Here is a 17,901-nt window from a genome sequence, read left to right as displayed (position 1 = left end):
GGGGGCCACGCGGATTGCCGATTTGCATCCCCCGGCCGTTCTCGCGTGTAATGTTGTTAGGAAGCATTTTACGCCCGGTTTTCAGTAGGATGCCCCAGGAGTAATTGTGGGTTTTCAGATGTTTTTTCGCTTGGCTGCTGTTCTCGTCGCGCTGACCGTTCCGGTCGGGGCCTTTGCCCAGTCCGCCGGTGGACCCGAGATCGGGGTCACGGCCGCGCTGAACCCCAACGCCACCGGCACGCCGCCACAGTCGGCGCCGCGCGTGCTTGAGGTCGGCGTAAATGTGTTCGCAAACGAACGGATTGCGACGACCGCGGGCGGTCAGGCGCAAATGCTCTTTATCGACGAAAGCGCTTTTACCGTAGGGCCGAACTCGGATGTCGTTCTCGACGAGTTCGTGTTCGATCCGGCGACCGGTACTGGCCGCCTGGCGCTGACGGCGACCAAAGGCGTGTTCCGCTTTGTCGGCGGCAAAATCAGCAAAAATACGCCCGTCACGCTCACGACCCCGACCGCGGTCATCGGGATTCGGGGCGGGATCGCTCTAGTCAACGTTCAGCCCGGCGGGGCGACCCAGGCGACATTTTTGTTTGGTGACCAAATGACCGTTGCGGCCGGGGGCGTTACCCAAACGGCGACCCGGCCGGGTTTTGCAATCACGGCAGCTTCGTCGGAAGAATCGCCGACGCCGCCCGCACCTGCCGCGCCCGCGCAACTCAATGCCGCGCTGAGTGCGCTCGAACGCAGCAACGAGCCGTCGGCCAGCGAAGGTGAGGGCCCCGGCGGTGGACCACCGGGTCAAGGGGGCCAGCAGCAAGGCAATCAGCAACAAGGCGGCCAGCAGGAAGGCGGTCAGCAAGGCGGCGGCCAGCAGGAAGGTGGTCAGCAAGGCGGCGATGGACAGGCTGGCCAGGGCGGCGGGCGTCAGGTGCCAACCGACCAAGACGTTGCCCAGACAAGCCTCGGCGAGCGGGGGTCGCGGCAACCGCCGCGCGCGATCGCCGCCCCGGTGCCGCGCGCCCCACCGCCGCCGCCACCGCCAGGGGCTGGCGCGGGCGCGACGGGGGCGACGAACACGGCCAATCAAGCGCAACAGAACAACGCGTTGCAACAGAACCTGTCGCCAACCGCCACCAATCTGTCAGGTCGTATCAAGCGCTCGTTGTCGCGCGTGGTGGGCACGAACGACGCGGTATCTTCGAACAACGTCGCGTTTTCCGGCGCGACGCTTTCCTCGGGCTCTTTCACAGCGACACTTGGCTCGAACGCCTTCAAGTTCCCCTTGAACGCTTCCGGTGTGTCGTCGTTTGCCGCGTCGGGATCGACCGCGTCGCCGAACGGAACCTTCTCGGGCGATGTTTTCCTGTCGTCAGACTTTCAGTTCCTGTTTCTTGAAGGGGTTGAATCTGCCGACTCCGCGACGCGGATTGTTGGGTTCGCGGGCAAGCCGAGCGGTTCGATTCCGACATCGGGCGTATCATATTATGCGCTTCAGAACGATTTCGGCCTCGCGTCCTCGATCCCGTTCATGCGGGCCATCGACGTTGCCGGCCTTACCGTGCCGCAGGCCGAAAGCGCCGCCGACGCGGCGATCTACTGGGATGTATCGGGGTCGAGCACCGCGCAACGATCCTTCGGCTTCCAGACGATTTCGATCACCGGTCAGGGCGTTAATCAAAAGTCCGCGATCTCGTTTGGCGGCGGGGCGGTTCTGCTGGATTCCCAGGGCCGTCCATTTATCCGCGGCGGTGCGATTGCTTCGGCGCGCCAAAACTTGTCGACGTTGCCGACACTGACGGATTCGGACCTATCCTCGGCTGACGATTCCCTGGGCAACGATTTCTTCGGCACTAATGGGTCCTATTTCGTTCTGGAAAGCGCGAAGGTCGATACCAACGATGGGCTCGTCGCCAATAACGGTACGGACCGGTTCCAACCAGGCGGGTCGCCGCAGACGACGCACTTCTTTCCGACGGTCGTGGCCGTTCCCGCCACCTCGACGCTGGGCACTCGCACCACGCGCACGATGGGTGGCTACCTCGGCGGCGCCTATCAAACCGAAGTCGCCGGCGCTCTATCGACGACAACCATGCTGATTGGGTTGAACGGCGATAGTGCCGACGTTGAAATAAAGACCAACGCAGCCGCAAACAAAGTTCGCGGAACTTTCAAATTTACCAATGCGTTCGGCAGTGGGCCGAACTTCCAAGTTGTCTTCGGCGACAAAGACACGACGGCATTTGGGGACAACACTACCTCGACCGGTGACAGCATCTTTATCGACGACAATAACATTGCGGCGGGCGACCAGGATGGTGGCGGCAGCGTGACGATCAATTCGTCGCCGCAGAACATGTCCAGTGTCGCGTTTGTTAGTGTCTCCGAGGCGAGCGACTTCGGGAGTGGGTTTGCCCCAAGCGGCGTGTCCGTTTGCGCCTGCAAATACCTTAATTGGGGTTTCTGGGGCGGGCGCATTTCCAACACCGGCTCGTCGTCCGAAATCATCCATATGGCGAATTACGTGGCCGGCGAAATCGCGGGTATTGCTGCGATCAATGCGCTGCAGGGGACCGCGACCTACACCGGACACGCGATTGGCACCGTCTTCAATGGGACCCAGGTCTACCAAGCGATCGGCGGTTTGTCGGCGACGGTGAATTTCGACAGTCCGGGGTCGAGCGCTTTCAACATTTCGAACTTCGACGGGGCGAACTACGCCGGTACCGGTCTGGCGGTCACGTCGACCGGCGCGCGGCACAAGTTCGTCGGCTCCATCGCTGGTGCCGGGCGCTCGGGGAGTTACAACGGTTCGTTCATGTCGGGCGGCGGCGATGTCGCCGCTGAAATGGGCGGCCAGTTCAAGGTCGATGGCGGCGGGTATAGCGCCGTCGGCATTTTCGCGGCAAAAAAATAGCCGCACCGAAGGGCCGCCCCACGGCGGTCACGGCGTTGCTTGACGCTCGCGCAACCTAGACGCGGCATGAGCCGGCAAACCTGGTGTCGGTCCTTGACGATTTCCACAACATATTCTCGGCTATCTTGCCTTGCGGTTGTACGAACGACATCGGTCGCGACTGCGTCGATTTGCATCATTCGAGTGCTGCACGACGGTACAAATCCCTGATACGTTTCGGCCCGTGACCCAAACTATGGCCCTCTATCCGGGGAAGTCCCCCAGCATGAGCCGATCTGCCGCACCAGTCGGGTGGTGGCTCATCGGTGTCTGCAGTTTGATCTTCGCGACCGTCGTTCTGGGTGGCGTGACGCGCCTGACCGATTCGGGGCTGTCGATCGTCGACTGGCGGCCCCTTTCGGGCATTTTGCCGCCGCTCGACGATGCGACGTGGAAGGCGATGTTCGACAGCTACCGCGCCTATCCGGAATACCAGAAGGTCAATGCCGGGATGACGTTGGCCGAGTTCAAATACATTTTTTGGTACGAATACGCCCATCGGCTTCTTGGTCGTGTCATTGGCGCGGCCTTTTTGGTGCCGTTTCTGTTCTTCGCGTTCACCGGGCGGATCGACCGCTCGATGGTGCCGCGGATGGTCCTCCTGTTCGTGTTGGGCGGGCTGCAGGGATTATTGGGTTGGTTCATGGTGCAGAGCGGCCTGGTCGATCGGCCCGACGTCAGCCAATACCGGCTAACCGCCCATCTCGGCCTCGCCGTCCTGATTTACGGCTACATGCTATGGACGGCGCTTTCCCTCCTGGCGCCGGCGCCGGTGGCGCCCGACAGCGGGGCTCTCCGCGGCATTCTGCGTTTGTTGGTTCCGTGGGTCTTTCTGGTGATTCTTTCCGGCGGGTTCGTGGCCGGAACCGATGCAGGGTTCGCCTATAACACCTTCCCCCTCATGGACGGTCGGTGGGTACCGGCGGGATTGTTGGATCTATCGCCGCCGGCCATCAATTTTTTTGAGAACACGATCGCCATTCAATTCGCCCACCGGGTCCTTGGTGTTACGACTGTAGCCGTCGTTCTGACGATCTGGTTCTTCAACCGACTCGTGCAGACCAACGATCGGATGTCTCGGCGCGTCGCCGCGCTCGCCTTGGTCGCGGTCGCGCAAGCCGCGCTCGGTATCCTGACGCTCGTCTTGGTCGTGCCCATCCCGCTCGCAGCGGCGCATCAAGCCGGCGGCATGGTTTTGTTTTCAGTCGCAATCTTTGCGCTCCACGCGACGCGGGGGCGGCGTTGAGCGACGCCTGCTTCGTCTACGTCACGACGAAGGACCGTGCGGAAGCGGTGACAATCGGGCGCGCCCTGGTCGACGAGAGGTTAGCGGCCTGCGCCAATGTGATCGACGCGGTCGCATCGATTTACCGCTGGGAAGGTGTGGTCCAAGAGGACACTGAGGCCATTCTCGTCTTGAAGTCCCGGGCGGAACTGATCGCGCCATTGACTGCGCGCGTCCGAGCGTTGCATTCCTACGACTGCCCTTGCGTCGTTGCGCTCCCGATCGACGGAGGAAACCCGGACTACCTCGATTGGGTCGCGGCGCAAACTACGCAAGGAGCCCATGGCCGCGGCCAATGACCCGGGCCGTTGCGATCGGCGATTAAACCCGCGATAGCGCTTGATCTAGATCGCGGATCACGTCGTCGACGCTTTCGATGCCGATCGACAACCGGACGACGTCCGGTCCGGCCCCCGCAGCGATCAGTTCGGCCTCGCCCAACTGACGGTGCGTCGTCGACGCCGGATGAATAATCAAGCTGCGGGTGTCGCCTATATTGGCAAGGTGCGAGATCAACTCGACACCTTCGACGAGTTTCACGCCGGATTCGAAGCCGCCCTTAATCCCGAACGTAAACACCGCCCCGGCCCCGCGGGGGAGGTATTTTTTACCAAGGTCGTAGAAGCGGCTCGATTTCAGTCCGGCGTAAGAAACCCAATCCACTTTCTTATGAGCTTCGAGATACTCCGCGACTTTGAGCGCATTGGCGCAGTGACGTTCCATGCGCAAGGGAAGGGTCTCGATTCCGGTCAGGATTAAGAACGCATTCATCGGGCTCAGCGCCGGTCCGAGATCGCGCAGCGATTGGGCTCGGATCGCGACCGAATAGGCCATGTCGCCGAACGTTTCGTAAAATTTAAGCCCATGGTAGGAGGCGTTGGGTTCGGTCAGGCTCGGGTATTTGTCGTTCTGAGCCCAATCGAACTTGCCGGACTCGACGATCATCCCGCCCAACGAATTGCCGTGGCCGCCAAGGAACTTGGTCAAAGAATGAATGACGATGTCAGCGCCCCATTCGAATGGCCGGCACAAGTAAGGCGTGGCCAAGGTGTTGTCGACGATTAAGGGAATCCCGGCGTCTTGGGCGATGGCCGCCACGGCCTCGATGTCGACCACGACCCCACCCGGGTTGGCGAGGTTCTCGATAAAGATCGCCTTGGTGTTTGGCTTAAGGGCGGCGCGGAAATTCTGCGCATCGGTGGCATCTACGGTCGTCGATTCCCAGCCGAATTTTTTGAATGACTGGCCGAACTGGGTGAGCGAGCCGCCATAAAGCTGCTTAGCGGCAACAAAATGATCGCCCGCCTCCATCAACACATGGAACGCCATCAGTTGGGCCGCATGGCCCGAAGCTGCTGCGACCGCACCGCGTCCGCCTTCCAGACCGGCAAGGCGTTGTTCGAGGACGGCCACGGTCGGGTTGGTCAGACGGGTGTAGATGTTCCCGAAGGCTTGGAGGTTGAACAGCGAGGCGGCGTGATCGACGTCTTCGAAGACAAACGATGTCGTCTGATGGATCGGCGTCGCCCTGGATCCGGTAACCGGGTCGGGTGCGGCGCCGGCGTGAACCGCAAGGGTCTCGAAGCCGTAGGTCGGTGTGTCGCTCATTGCTTGTTTCCTATAGTTGGCTGCGGCGCTTGCTGCTAATCACGCCCGTGTTGATGCCGATTGTCCCGATCTCGCGCGACAGCCGCCCGAACTCGATCTTGGGGCAACGATTCATGACGACCTTGAGGCCTGCCGCTTCGGCACGGGCCGCCGCCACGTCGTTGCGAACGCCGAGTTGCATCCACAGAACTTGGGCGCCAATGGCGATTGCCTCTTCGGCAACCGGTCCGGCAGCTTCGGAATTGCGGAAGACATCGACCATATCGATCTTTTCGGGAACTTCCGCAAGGGTCGCGTAAGCGGGTTCACCGAGAATCTCCTTGCCGCTTTCCCGTGGGTTCACCGGAATGACGCGGAAACCCTTTCTCTGCAAATACTTCATTGCGAAATAGCTCGGCCGGTTCCAGTTTGAGCTGGCGCCGACCATGGCAATGACTTTGGTCTCGCGGAGGATCGCGCGGATATAGTTATCGTCGTAGCGCTCGTGATCCACTTACGGGTTTTCCCACTGCGGCGGGCGCTTTTCTATAAAAGCATCGATGCCTTCTTCGGCGTCGCGGGTGAGCATGTTTTCGGTCATCACCCGCGAGGCGTAGTCGTATGCCGCGGCAAGGTCCATTTCCTGTTGCAGATAGAACGCCTGTTTACCGATCTTTATCGTCGTCGCCGACTTCGTCGCGATTTTTCGAGCAAGGGTATCGACCGCGTCGACTAGTTCGTGGTCCGCCACGGCACGATTGACCAGGCCCATGCGGACGGCTTCCGGGGCATCGTACATGTCGCCGGTCAGCAGCATTTCCATCGCGTGCTTGGAAGACACGTTGCGGCTGAGCGCCACCATGGGCGTCGAGCAGAACAGGCCGATGTTGACGCCGGGGGTGGCGAATCGGGCGCTTGTACCGGCGATGGCGAGGTCGCAGGTTGCAACCAACTGGCACCCGGCGGCGGAGGCAGGGCCGTGGACTCGGGCGATTACCGGTTGGGGTAGGGCCACGATGGTCTGCATCAGGCGGCTGCATTGCGCAAACAAGGCCTCGTAAGTTTGCGCCCGTGGATCGCTGCGGATCTCCTTAAGGTCGTGTCCGGCGCAGAACGCCGGTCCTTCACCCGCTAGGATCACCGTCCGGGCGGAAGAAGCGCCAATCGTCTCGAAGGTTTCTTGCAAGGCGGACATGAGCCCGCGCGACAGAGCGTTGCGCGCCTCGGGCCGGTTGAGCGTAACGGTGACCACGCCGCCGTCCTCGGTTTGACGAACAAGCGGCGGGGTGGAACTGGATTTGGCGGCAGCGTGTTGGGTCATGTTCGAAACACCCGGATTCGGCTGGTTGCAGCTTAGGGGCGGAACGCCTGCGGCTACCCTCTGGTTGCGGTATTTAGATACCGTTTCTCTAACCCTCTGAAATTCAGCCAGAAATCGTTGACATCTCCAATTTCACGGGCATACTCCCGCGCCATTGCGGGAATACCCGCCAAAGGACGCTAGACCATGAAGACCTACTCCGCAAAACCTGCCGAAGTCCAGAAGAAGTGGCTGTTGATCGACGCCGAGGGCCTGATTCTGGGCCGCTTGGCCGTCATTATAGCCGATCGCCTACGGGGTAAGCACAAGCCGACCTATACCCCGCACGTCGACGGGGGCGACAACGTGATTGTCGTCAATGCCGACAAAATCAGGGTGACCGGGAACAAACTTGCGGACAAAATCTACTACCGTCACACGGGCTATCCCGGCGGGATAAAGCAACGGACCGCCGGCGAGATTCTCGGTGGCGACCATCCGGAGCGGGTCGTCATCAAGGCCGTCCAACGGATGCTGCCAAAGGAAAGCCCCCTGGCGCGCCGGCAATTGGGCCATCTTAAGGTGTATGCCGGCGCGGAGCATCCGCATGCTGCGCAGGAACCCGAAGTGCTGGACGTGGCTTCCATGAATTCGAAAAACAATAGGGCAGCCTAATCATGGCCGACGAGAGACAATCGCTTTCCGATCTTAAGTCGTTGACGACGGGGGCAAGTGCGCCTGCCGGGGCCGCAGGGATCGTTGCCGTCGAGGACGCCGCACCGGCTGAACCCGAGATCGATGCCCAAGGGCGCTCCTATGCAACGGGTCGACGCAAGAACGCTGTCGCGCGGGTTTGGATCAAACCGGGCGCTGGTCGCGTGACGGTCAATGGCCGCACGAGCGAGGTCTACTTTGCCCGCCCGGTACTCCGCATGATCATCAATCAGCCGCTGGAGACCGCGGGCCGCGAAGGTCAGTACGACGTTATCTGCACCGTCACCGGTGGCGGGCTGTCGGGTCAGGCGGGGGCTGTCCGTCACGGCATCAGCCATGCCTTGATTCGCTATGAGCCGTCCCTACGTCCTGTTCTGAAAAAGAATGGCTTCCTGACGCGCGATAGCCGTGTCGTCGAGCGCAAGAAATACGGCAAGGCCAAGGCCCGCCGAAGCTTCCAGTTTTCGAAGCGCTAATCCGCCCGTTTTTTTCGACCCCGAGGGGCGTCTTGACGGACGCCCCTTTTTTATGGGCATTTGGACCCATCTGCGGGAGTTAAGTCATGTCCAGCGAAGGAAAGAAGATCCGCGTCGGCATTCTCGGGGCGAGCGGGTACACCGGCGCCGAGCTAATTCGGCTCCTCTGCAATCACCCCAATGTCGAGATCGTTCTGCTGACGGCGGACCGACATGCCGGGCGGGACATCAGCGAGGTGTTTCCGCACCTCTTCGGTCTGGGGCTGCCCGGTCTCATTAAGATCGACGAGGTAGAATGGCGCGGGGTCGAAGCCGACCTCATTTTCTGTGCGCTACCGCACGGCACAACCCAAGAGATCGTGGCGGGCTTGCTGCACCACACCGACCACGACGCCCTCGACGAACTTCTGACCGAGCGGCGCGAAGACATGATCGCCGGGATTCCGGCCGGGGTGCGGGTCATCGACTTGTCCGCGGACTTCCGGTTGGACAATGTCGAGACCTATGCCGAATGGTACGGCCACCCGCATAGGTCGCCCCAACTTCAGGCCGAGGCCGTTTACGGTCTGACCGAACTCGCCCGCGACGATATCCGGGACGCCCGGTTGGTCGCCTGTCCGGGTTGCTATCCGACAAGCGCGTTGCTCCCGTTGGTGCCGTTGATCGAGGTCGGCCAGATCGACCCCGACGACATTATCGTCGATGCCAAATCGGGCGTCAGCGGTGCGGGTCGCGCGGCCAAGGAGGGCAGTCTGTTTGGCGAGGTGTCCGAGGGGATCCATGCCTACGGCGTCGCCGGGCACCGGCACGGCCCGGAGATCGAGCAAGGGCTCGCCCGGGCTGCGGGGCGCGACATCGTCGTGAACTTCACGCCGCACCTCATGCCGATGAACCGGGGTATCTTGTCGACGATCTATGTTCGGCTTGCAGCCGGCGCGACGGCAGCGGACCTACGGGAGACATTGTCCGCCCGCTACGCCGCCGAGCCGTTCGTGAGCGTTGTTCCCGAAGGCGTTTCGCCGGCGACGCGGCATGTGCGCGGGTCGAACCATAGTCTGATCGGAGTCTATCCCGATCGGGTCAAGGGCCGCGCCATCCTGTTGTCGGCGATCGACAACTTGGTCAAAGGCGCATCGGGTCAGGCCATCCAGAACATGAACGTCATGTTCGGGTTGGCTGAGACGCTGTCCTTAGAGCAACGTCCCCTGTTTCCGTAAGGGCGGCGTGGAGGCCGGCGGAATCGTATTGCCGTATCGGGGCGTGACGCCTCGATTGGCGTCCGACGTTTTCCTCGCGCCCGGTGCCTGCGTAATCGGGGACGTCGAGATTGGCGTGGGCTCCAACATTTGGTTCCAGTGCGCGATCCGCGGCGACGTCAACGTCATTCGAATCGGCGCTCGCACCAATATACAGGACGGATCGATCGTTCATGTGAGTCGCCGCGAGGGTGGCGATGCTTGGATAGGCGACGAAGTCACGATCGGTCACAAGGTATTGCTCCATGCCTGTCGCTTGCAGTCGCGGTGTTTCGTCGGGATGGCGGCCACGGTGATGGACGATGCCGAAGTCGAAACCGATTCCATGCTTGCAGCAGGATCGTTGCTCACGCCAGGGAAGCGCGTGCCGAGCGGCCAACTATGGGCGGGCCGACCGGCCAAATACATGCGCGACCTCACGGCCGACGAGATCGCGTATAATGCCGGGACGGCGCTGCACTACAGCCGCATGGCCGCGGAGTACCGCAAGGCACTAGGTCTGGGTACGGGCGATACGGCATCGGCTTGATGCGAGGGAAGTAGGACGTTCAGGGTTTGACGCAACAGCATCAGAAATTGGCGAAGACCGGGCGAGGCGGGTTTGGGTGGTTGCTTTTGGCCGCCGCCGTCGCAGGTTGTGCCCCCAGTCTGCCGGCCAAGACACTGTTCATTGCCGCCCGCGAGACGACGTCCAACGAACTCCTTGTCGGGACCTTTGAAACGGTGTTTGGCGAACCGACCTCATCGATCACCCTGTTCGGGATCGGCGATCGCACTGAGTGTCGAGGAATCACGGGAGTCGGGGGCATCGACAGGGTTGCACCGGGAACGACAACCCGGCTGATGATGAAATGCGAGGACGGGCGCTTCATCCAAGGCGAACTCACCTACGAGCGATTCGACCGAGGGGCAGGTCTGGCCGAGGATACCGGCAATGGCTTGTATCAACTTGTTTTTGGCCGACTCCAACTTTCCGAGGAGAATCTGAGGCAGGAATTTGCCTTGCTCCCGCCACCGCCCGAGCGACCGCGGTCGGTCGAACCGTTGCCTGCGGTTCTGCCGCCGGCGGACGGTCCGCCTGCTGTGGCACCGACCCAGGACGAGGCAACAGTGCCGCTGGCTTTGCCGCGGGAAGATGTCGAGGTCGGAAGCCTGCCGCGCGAAGACGGTGCCGTTGTGCCGCTCGACGACGATGAAGACGATCCATTTGCCCGTCTCGTACCGCGGGACGGGCAAGAATCGGAGTCAGTAGAAGATAGGCCGGCGACCGCCGGCGACTGCGAGCGAGGCGTTGTCGACGGTCAATGCCTCGACGAGTTCGATCTCGACGAATTCGACAGCAACGATGTCGAGAATTTTCTCCGGGACGAAGAAGAAACCGGCGACGAGATCGAGACCTAGTCCCTAGGCGATGGCCTTTTTGACGTAACTGCCAGGCGCATCCTCGATGGCCTTGAGCTTTCCTTTGCCAGGAATGCGCGCGGCTACCTTCTCGCCCGATTGTGGGGCCAGCCAGGCCGCCCAATCGGGCCACCAGGATCCGCTGTTTTCAGTCGCACCGGCGAGCCAGGCCTCGGCGTCCTTGGTCAGGTCGTCGTTGGTCCAATGGCCGTATTTGGTCTTCCCCGGCGGGCTGATGACGCCGGCCACATGACCGGACTGAGCCAGCACGAAGCGGGTGTCGCCCCCAGTTAGCTGCGGAAGGAGGTAGCACGACCGCCAGGGCGCGATGTGGTCCTCCTTGGTGGACAATACATACGAAGGCAACGAGATCTTGCCCAAGTCGATGGGAACGCCGTCGATCTCGATGCCGCCAGGCTTCGACAACAGGTTCTTCAGGTACATGTTGCGCAGATAGAACGTGTGCATGGCATGCGGCATGTTGGTACCGTCGGCGTTCCAAAACAACAAATCGAACGGTATTGGATGCTTGCCGAGAAGGTAGTTGTTGACGACAAACGACCAAATCAGATCGTTGGCGCGCATCATGTTGAACGCCGCTGCCATTCGGCGGCCGTCAAGGACACCTTCTTCGTCCATGCGTTCGTCGAGGATTTTGAGTTGCTCCTCGTCGATGAACACCCGCAATTCGCCACAGTCTTCGAAATCGACCAACGATGTGAGGAATGTCGCCGCGTTGACGCGCCGATCTTTCTTCGTTGCGAGATAGGCGAGGGTGGTCGCAAGTAGAGTGCCGCCGACGCAGTAGCCAACCGCGTTGACCTGCGAATGACCGGTCGCCGCCAGGACGGCATCGACCGCCGCCAAGAGTCCGTCGTGCATATAGTCCTCGAACCCGGTGTCGGCATAGCTGGCGTCGGGGTTGACCCAGGAAATGACGAAGACTGTGAACCCCTGCGAAACGGCCCAGGCGACGAAGGAGTTCTCTGGCTTGAGATCTAGAATGTAGTACTTGTTGATCCACGGTGGGCAGATCAGCAGGGGCACGGCAAAGGTTTCGTCGGTCGTCGGCGTGTACTGGATCAGCTGAAACAGGCGGTTCTGAAACACCACTTTGCCGGGCGTGGTAGCGACGTTTCGACCGACCTCGAACGCTGCGGCATCCGTCTGACTAATCCCCTTGCCGCTTTCGAGGTCTCTGATCAAGTTGTCGAGGCCATCGACGAGGTTCTCACCGTGCGTCTCGACCGTCCTACGGATAACTTCGGGATTGGTATGGAAGAAGTTGGTGGGCGACATCGCGTCGACGAATTGCCGGGTGTAGAAGTCGACCTTGCGACGTGTGTCGTCATCCAACCCTTCGACGTCGCTGACGGTTTTCTGCAACCATCGTGCGGTAATCAGATACGACTGTTTGAGGAGATCGAAAACCCGGTTTTCGCTCCATTCGGAGTCCTTGAACCGTCGGTCGCCCTTTTCCGGGGCGCCTGCAGGTGTCGCCGCCGTGTGCCCGGTGGCGGCGCCCCGCCATAGGTCGAGGTAGTCGCGCCACAGTTTCATCTGCGCTTCGGCGAGGTGCTGGGGGTCGGCAAGCATCTGGCCACCCAAACGCAAAAAGGCGTTTCCGACGGTTGCCGGGTCGAACGGCAGGCGTTCGGCGTCCCCCAGTTGCCTTATGTAGGCCTGGAACAGGCGCTGCCACTGGGCGCTCAATCTTTGGAGGTTTTCGCCGAGAACCGCCGTCTCGTCCCCTGGCCTCGCATCGCCATGTTGATCGGACATAAGATGATCCTTTATGGTATCGCCCGAAGCCTTTGAAAACTATGGTTTGTTGGGCTTCGCGGGCCGAACGTCAGACAAAGCAATTGAACTCTGTCTGGCGCGGTATAGGCTGCGGCCTCGCCCGTGCCGGACATATAGAGGATCGCGGACATGAATCAACGTCAGAGCCGTAGCGAACCGATGAATAATAGCGGATGGAGCCGGGTCGGTCTCATTGTCCTGCTTACCGCCACATTGTCAGCGTGTTCCTCGGTGCCGAACTGGGCAAACCCCAGCAAACTCTACGGTCAGGTAAGTGGCGTCTTCAAAGGCGACGGCGACGACGAAGCGTTCCCAACCGTCAGCGATGTGCCGGACCGGCCAGCGTCCTCCAGCGCCGAGCAACGCACGCAGACGGCCCAAGGTTTGGTTGCCGATCGTGAGAACGCCCAATACACCGACGAAGAGATTCGCCGCGATGAGACTCCACAGGTCGCCGCAGTCTCACCGGTTGCACGTTCGGAACCGGCACCTACCCCGGCACCGCGTCCGGCACCCCCGCCGCGTGTGGCCGAGACGGTCGCCACCCCACCGCCGGCACCCCCGCGCCAGGTCGCCGAAGTGCCTGCGCGTCCCAGCATTCTGGAAGATCGCCGCGTGGCGCCTCAGGCCGCACCGGCTCGGCCCATGGCCGAGGACTCGCTCGATGCTCGCCGCACGATAACATCGGGTCGGCGGACGCCTCCGCCAGCAGCCGAACCGCGCCGGGCTGCCCCTCAGATTGCCCAGGATCGCGCGCCTGCCGTCGCGCCTGCGCCCCCAGCGGTACCGCGTGCAGCGGTCGCCGTCGAGGCCGCGCCGCCCCCCCTCGCCGCGCGCCCCGCGCAAGTCGCTGCGCCCGCGGTCGTCGCCCCCGCCACCGCTCCCCAAACCGTGCAGTTGGTGATGCCGCCCCAGCCGACCGTAGCCGTCGCCCTCGGTCAGACGGTGGTCAGTCAGACGTTTGCCCGGATGTTGCTGGATTCGGCGTCGACGGTTTCGACGGCGCCGGCCAATGCCGGTTTCAATGCCTCAAGCGCCTCGCCGATCCAGCCCGGCGAACGGCCGGTCTCGTCGATCGTGCGCGACACCTACAATGCCGCCCTAGAGGCGACGCAACGCAACGTCGGTCCGATCAGTGGTACCCAAACGGTGGCCTTCCAAAGCCAGACCAACGCCGGTTCGACCGGGGCCGTGGTTCAATTTGGCCATGATTCGGCTGTGGTTCCGGCGAGTGCACGCGGCACGGTGCGCGACGTTGCCGAGCAATACCGGGCGCGCGGCGGTGTGATCCGGGTCGTTGGGCACGCCTCCAGCAAGACCAAGAACATGTCGGTGGCCGAGCACAACCTGACCAACTTCAAGATATCCTTGGACCGTGCCCAGGCCGTCGCCAACGAACTGATCCGTAACGGCGTTCCGCCGGAGGCAATTTTTGTCGAGGCACGGGGGGCAGCCGATCCAGCCTTCTTCGAATCGATGCCGGCCGGCGAGGCCGGTAACCGCCGCGCTGAGATCTTCCTCGATTTTTCCACGAGTTAGGTCTAGGAAACAGCCGGCCCGCGCCGCCGTAGCCTCGGTGGTCCCCGGGTATTCTCGTTCTGGCTGAGGTTTACGCCCATGGATGGCGAGTTCCATCGCATTCGACGCCTGCCGCCCTACCTGTTCGCGGAAGTGAACCAGATGAAGGCTGCCGCCCGTGCCGCGGGCGAGGACATTATCGATCTCGGGATGGGCAATCCGGATATGCCGACCCCACCCCATATCGTCGCCAAGTTGACCGAGGCGGTCCAGGACCCTCGGTCGCACCGCTATTCGAGCTCACGGGGCATTCCCGGCCTGCGCCGCGCGGTGGCGGCGTATTACGATCGTCGCTTTGGCGTTCGAATAGATCCCGAGCGCGAGGCGATCGTGACGTTGGGGTCGAAGGAAGGTCTAGCCAACTTGGCCCAGGCGATCACCGCGCCGGGCGATGTGGTCCTGTGTCCGAATCCGAGTTACCCGATCCATAGTTTCGGTTTCATTATTGCGGGCGCGAGCCTACGGCATTTGCCGGCCGGTGCCGGCGACGACCTCATGCAATCGCTCGAGCGCGCGGTACGCCATTCGATACCCAAACCAATCGCGCTGATCCTGTGCTATCCGGCAAACCCCACCGCGGAAGTCGTCGATCTCGACTTCTACCGCGAGGTTGTGAAGTTCTGCCGCGAGCAGGAAATTTACATTGTCTCGGACCTGGCCTATGCCGAGGTCTTCTTCGACGGCAAGCCGCCCCCCTCGATCTTGGAGGTCGAAGGTGCCCGCGATATCGCGGTCGAATTTACCTCGATGAGCAAGACCTACTCGATGCCGGGGTGGCGCATTGGCTTTGCTTGCGGCAACGAGCGCCTCATTGGCGCGCTGGCCCGGGTGAAGAGCTACCTCGACTATGGTGCCTTTACGCCGATCCAGGTTGCCGCCACGGCCGCCCTTAATGGACCGCAAGATTGCGTTGAAGAAGTTCGGACTGTGTATCGCCGCCGACGGGACGTGCTGGTTTCGTCGATGGCCCAGGCCGGTTGGGATATTCCGGCACCCGCCGCGACGATGTTCGCTTGGGCGCCGTTGCCGCCGGCATACCGCGATGCAGGCTCGCTTGAATTTGCCAAACTCCTGCTGCGCGAAGCGAACGTAGCGGTCTCACCGGGCGTCGGATTTGGCGAATACGGCGAGGGATATGTCCGCATCGCGCTGGTCGAGAACGAACAACGGATTCGCCAGGCGGCGCGCAACATCAAACGCTTTTTGCGCGGGCAGGGTGTCAACAGCGCGGCGATTGGGCACGCGGTCGCTTCATGACGGATGTATTGCGCATCGGGGTCGCGGGCCTTGGGACGGTCGGCGCGGGCACCCTCGCGGTACTGCGGGACAATGGGGCGGCGCTGCGCGCCCGTTGTGGCAAAGCCTTATCCGTCACCGCCGTTTCGGCACGCGATCGCACGAAGGACCGCGGCGTCGATCTCGATGGGATTGCCTGGCACGACGACCCCAGGGCTCTCGTGCGCGATCCGCAGGTTGACGTCGTGGTTGAACTGATCGGCGGAGAATCAGGCCCCGCGTTGGACGTCGTGTCGGCGGCGCTGAACGCCGGCAAGCCGGTGGTTACGGCAAACAAGGCGCTCATTGCGCTGCACGGCGGCGCCCTCGCCGCGATCGCCGAAAAGAACAACGTGGCGCTTTCGTTCGAAGCCGCTGTCGCCGGAGGTATTCCAATCATCAAGGCGCTGCGCGAAAGCCTGGCCGCCAATCACATCAGTCGCGTCTACGGAATTTTGAACGGCACCTGCAATTACATTCTCACGACCATGGAATCGACCGGCCGCGACTTCGACGACGTACTCGCCGAAGCGCAGGCGTTGGGATACGCGGAAGCCGATCCGACGTTCGACGTCGATGGAATCGACACTGCCCACAAGCTCGCGATTCTATCGGCTGTGGCATTCGGTGCACCGGTGGATTTCTCCGCCGTCTACACGGCAGGGATTCGCAACGTCACCGCGGCGGATATCCGCCATGCCAGCGAATTGGGGTTTCGTATCAAACTCCTCGGTATCGCGACGATCGGGAAAGACGGCATCGCCCAACGCGTTCATCCCTGCATGGTGCCCGAGACCTCGCCGATGGCCCATGTCGATGGTGCCTTCAACGCCGTCCTCGCCGATGGCGATTTCGTCGGCCGTACGATCTTTGAAGGCCCCGGCGCAGGTGCCGGCCCAACCGCGTCAGCCGTCGTCGGCGACCTCATCGACATCGCCCGGGGTTGGTGCGTCCCACCGTTTGGCTTGAAGACCTCCGCCTTGGTTGCGCGGCCCAACGTCGCGATCGCGGAGCGCTACGGTGCGTATTATCTTCGCCTCGAAGTGTTGGACCAATCGGGCGTTCTCGCGAATGTCGCCGCGCATCTGCGCGACCACGACGTGTCGATCGAATCGGTGCTGCAACGCGGTCGTGATCCAGGCGAGCGGGTCTCGGTGATCATGACGACCCATGAGACGGTCGAAGCCGGTTTGATCGAGGCGTTGGCGACGATTTCGGAGTCCGGGGCGGTTGTAGAACCGCCGTGTATGATAAGAATAGAAGATCTTTAGGAGGACGGCGGATGAGTGAGCAGGTGAGCCTAGATCGCAGTTTGGTTTTGGGGGCGGTTCGGACAACCGAAGCGGCTGCCATTGCTGCATCGCGGCTTATCGGTCTGGGCGACGAAAAGGCCGCGGACCAAGCGGCGGTCGATGCGATGCGGACCATGCTCAACGATTTGGCCTTTGACGGGAAAGTCGTCATCGGCGAAGGCGAGCGCGACGAAGCGCCGATGCTCTATATCGGCGAGAAGGTCGGCACCGGCGCTGGCGCGAAGATCGACATCGCGCTGGACCCCCTCGAAGGGACGACGTTGACGGCGACCGGCGGGGCCAATGCCCTGGCGGTTATCGCGATGGCGGAATCGGGCGGCTTTCTGCATGCGCCCGACGTTTACATGGAAAAGATCGCGGTCGGCGGCGGCCTGCCGCCGGGGGTGATCGACCTCGACCGCAGCACCGCGGAAAACATGCATGCGTTGGCCGACGCTAAGGGTGTCCCGACGTCGGAGTTGATGGCCTGCGTTCTCGATCGTCCGCGCCACGCCAAAATCATCGAGGACATCCGTGGGACCGGCGCCCGGATTAAACTGATACCGGACGGCGATGTCGCCGGCGTTATCGCGACTGCCGAACAGGGTACCGGGATAGACATCTACATGGGGACCGGCGGCGCGCCCGAGGGCGTATTGGCGGCCGCCGCGCTGACTTGCATCGGCGGACAAATGGAATGCCGCCTCGTATTTCGCAACGACGATGAGCGCGCGCGGGCGCACAAGGCCGGGATCGAGGACTTACAGCGCAAATATGCGCTCGCCGACCTCGCCCATGGCGATGTGTTGTTTGCGGCGACCGGCGTTACCGACGGCTCCATGTTGCAAGGGGTCAAACGCTACCCCGGCTACGTCACCACCGAATCGATTGTGATGCGGGCGCGGACCGGCACCGTGCGGTGGATTCGCGCTAAACACGATGTCGACCGTGCGCTCAAGGGCACGATCCAGCGCTAACTCG

At 62.1% G+C, this 17,901-nt stretch carries 16 protein-coding genes; 12 read left to right on the top strand and 4 right to left on the bottom strand.

Annotated elements, in window-relative coordinates:
• The first annotated feature begins 106 nt into the window (after window positions 1–106).
• The 3 genes from RID42_15910 (at window position 107) to cutA (ending at window position 4,537) form a co-directional block, all read left to right on the top strand.
• A complete protein-coding gene (locus RID42_15910; protein ID MEQ8249165.1) occupies window positions 107–2,914 on the top strand; it encodes a FecR domain-containing protein in 2,808 nt (935 codons plus the stop codon).
• A 265-nt stretch (window positions 2,915–3,179) separates the two neighbouring features.
• Window positions 3,180–4,199, top strand: coding sequence for a COX15/CtaA family protein (locus RID42_15905; GenBank protein MEQ8249164.1), 1,020 nt, complete (start codon window positions 3,180–3,182; stop codon window positions 4,197–4,199).
• On the top strand, window positions 4,196–4,537 hold the full coding sequence (gene cutA / locus RID42_15900) for a divalent-cation tolerance protein CutA (protein MEQ8249163.1): 342 nt from the start codon (window positions 4,196–4,198) through the stop codon (window positions 4,535–4,537). Before RID42_15905 ends, cutA begins: the two co-directional genes overlap by 4 nt.
• A 22-nt stretch (window positions 4,538–4,559) precedes the next feature.
• Here the strand turns inward: cutA and RID42_15895 are convergent, their stop codons facing one another.
• The 3 genes from RID42_15895 to RID42_15885 are packed head-to-tail and all read right to left on the bottom strand — an operon-like array spanning window position 4,560 to window position 7,146.
• Window positions 4,560–5,846 (bottom strand): O-acetylhomoserine aminocarboxypropyltransferase, encoded by a 1,287-nt coding sequence (locus tag RID42_15895; GenBank protein ID MEQ8249162.1) that lies wholly within the window; start codon window positions 5,844–5,846, stop codon window positions 4,560–4,562.
• Window positions 5,847–5,856: 10 nt separating this feature from the next.
• Window positions 5,857–6,339 (bottom strand): CoA-binding protein, encoded by a 483-nt coding sequence (locus tag RID42_15890; protein MEQ8249161.1) that lies wholly within the window; start codon window positions 6,337–6,339, stop codon window positions 5,857–5,859.
• Window positions 6,340–7,146, bottom strand: coding sequence for an enoyl-CoA hydratase (locus tag RID42_15885; GenBank protein MEQ8249160.1), 807 nt, complete (start codon window positions 7,144–7,146; stop codon window positions 6,340–6,342).
• Window positions 7,147–7,332: 186 nt separating this feature from the next.
• Between RID42_15885 and rplM the strand changes: the two genes are divergently transcribed.
• From rplM to RID42_15860, 5 genes are all read left to right on the top strand, one after another.
• Entirely contained in the window at window positions 7,333–7,800 is a 468-nt protein-coding gene (gene rplM, locus RID42_15880; GenBank protein ID MEQ8249159.1) for a 50S ribosomal protein L13, read from the top strand.
• 2 nt (window positions 7,801–7,802) lie between these two features.
• Window positions 7,803–8,315 carry a 30S ribosomal protein S9 gene (rpsI, locus tag RID42_15875; protein MEQ8249158.1) on the top strand — a complete coding sequence of 171 codons (513 nt, stop codon included), beginning with the start codon at window positions 7,803–7,805 and terminating at the stop codon, window positions 8,313–8,315.
• Between the two features lie 86 nt (window positions 8,316–8,401).
• Complete coding sequence (gene argC, locus RID42_15870) at window positions 8,402–9,532, top strand: N-acetyl-gamma-glutamyl-phosphate reductase (GenBank protein ID MEQ8249157.1); 1,131 nt, start codon at window positions 8,402–8,404, stop codon at window positions 9,530–9,532.
• 43 nt (window positions 9,533–9,575) lie between these two features.
• On the top strand, window positions 9,576–10,100 hold the full coding sequence (locus RID42_15865; GenBank protein ID MEQ8249156.1) for a gamma carbonic anhydrase family protein: 525 nt from the start codon (window positions 9,576–9,578) through the stop codon (window positions 10,098–10,100).
• A 26-nt stretch (window positions 10,101–10,126) separates the two neighbouring features.
• Window positions 10,127–10,972, top strand: a complete 846-nt coding sequence (locus RID42_15860) for a hypothetical protein (protein MEQ8249155.1) — start codon at window positions 10,127–10,129, stop codon at window positions 10,970–10,972.
• 3 nt (window positions 10,973–10,975) lie between these two features.
• On the opposite strand, the gene phaC is transcribed toward RID42_15860, so the two are convergent.
• Entirely contained in the window at window positions 10,976–12,754 is a 1,779-nt protein-coding gene (gene phaC, locus RID42_15855; GenBank protein ID MEQ8249154.1) for a class I poly(R)-hydroxyalkanoic acid synthase, read from the bottom strand.
• A 150-nt stretch (window positions 12,755–12,904) separates the two neighbouring features.
• Here phaC and RID42_15850 point away from each other — a divergent pair, with 150 nt between their 5' ends.
• From RID42_15850 to glpX, 4 genes are all read left to right on the top strand, one after another.
• Window positions 12,905–14,314 (top strand): OmpA family protein, encoded by a 1,410-nt coding sequence (locus RID42_15850; protein ID MEQ8249153.1) that lies wholly within the window; start codon window positions 12,905–12,907, stop codon window positions 14,312–14,314.
• Between the two features lie 78 nt (window positions 14,315–14,392).
• On the top strand, window positions 14,393–15,610 hold the full coding sequence (locus RID42_15845) for an LL-diaminopimelate aminotransferase (protein MEQ8249152.1): 1,218 nt from the start codon (window positions 14,393–14,395) through the stop codon (window positions 15,608–15,610).
• Window positions 15,607–16,899, top strand: coding sequence for a homoserine dehydrogenase (locus tag RID42_15840; GenBank protein MEQ8249151.1), 1,293 nt, complete (start codon window positions 15,607–15,609; stop codon window positions 16,897–16,899). Before RID42_15845 ends, RID42_15840 begins: the two co-directional genes overlap by 4 nt.
• A gap of 11 nt (window positions 16,900–16,910) precedes the next feature.
• Window positions 16,911–17,897, top strand: a complete 987-nt coding sequence (glpX, locus tag RID42_15835; protein ID MEQ8249150.1) for a class II fructose-bisphosphatase — start codon at window positions 16,911–16,913, stop codon at window positions 17,895–17,897.
• Window positions 17,898–17,901 lie beyond the last annotated feature (4 nt).

This window comes from Alphaproteobacteria bacterium (assembly GCA_040216735.1).
Taxonomy (GTDB): Bacteria; Pseudomonadota; Alphaproteobacteria; order SHVP01; family SHVP01; genus CALJDF01.
The sequence above is the reverse complement of the archived record's forward strand: the minus strand, read 5'-3'. Positions and strand labels throughout refer to the sequence as shown.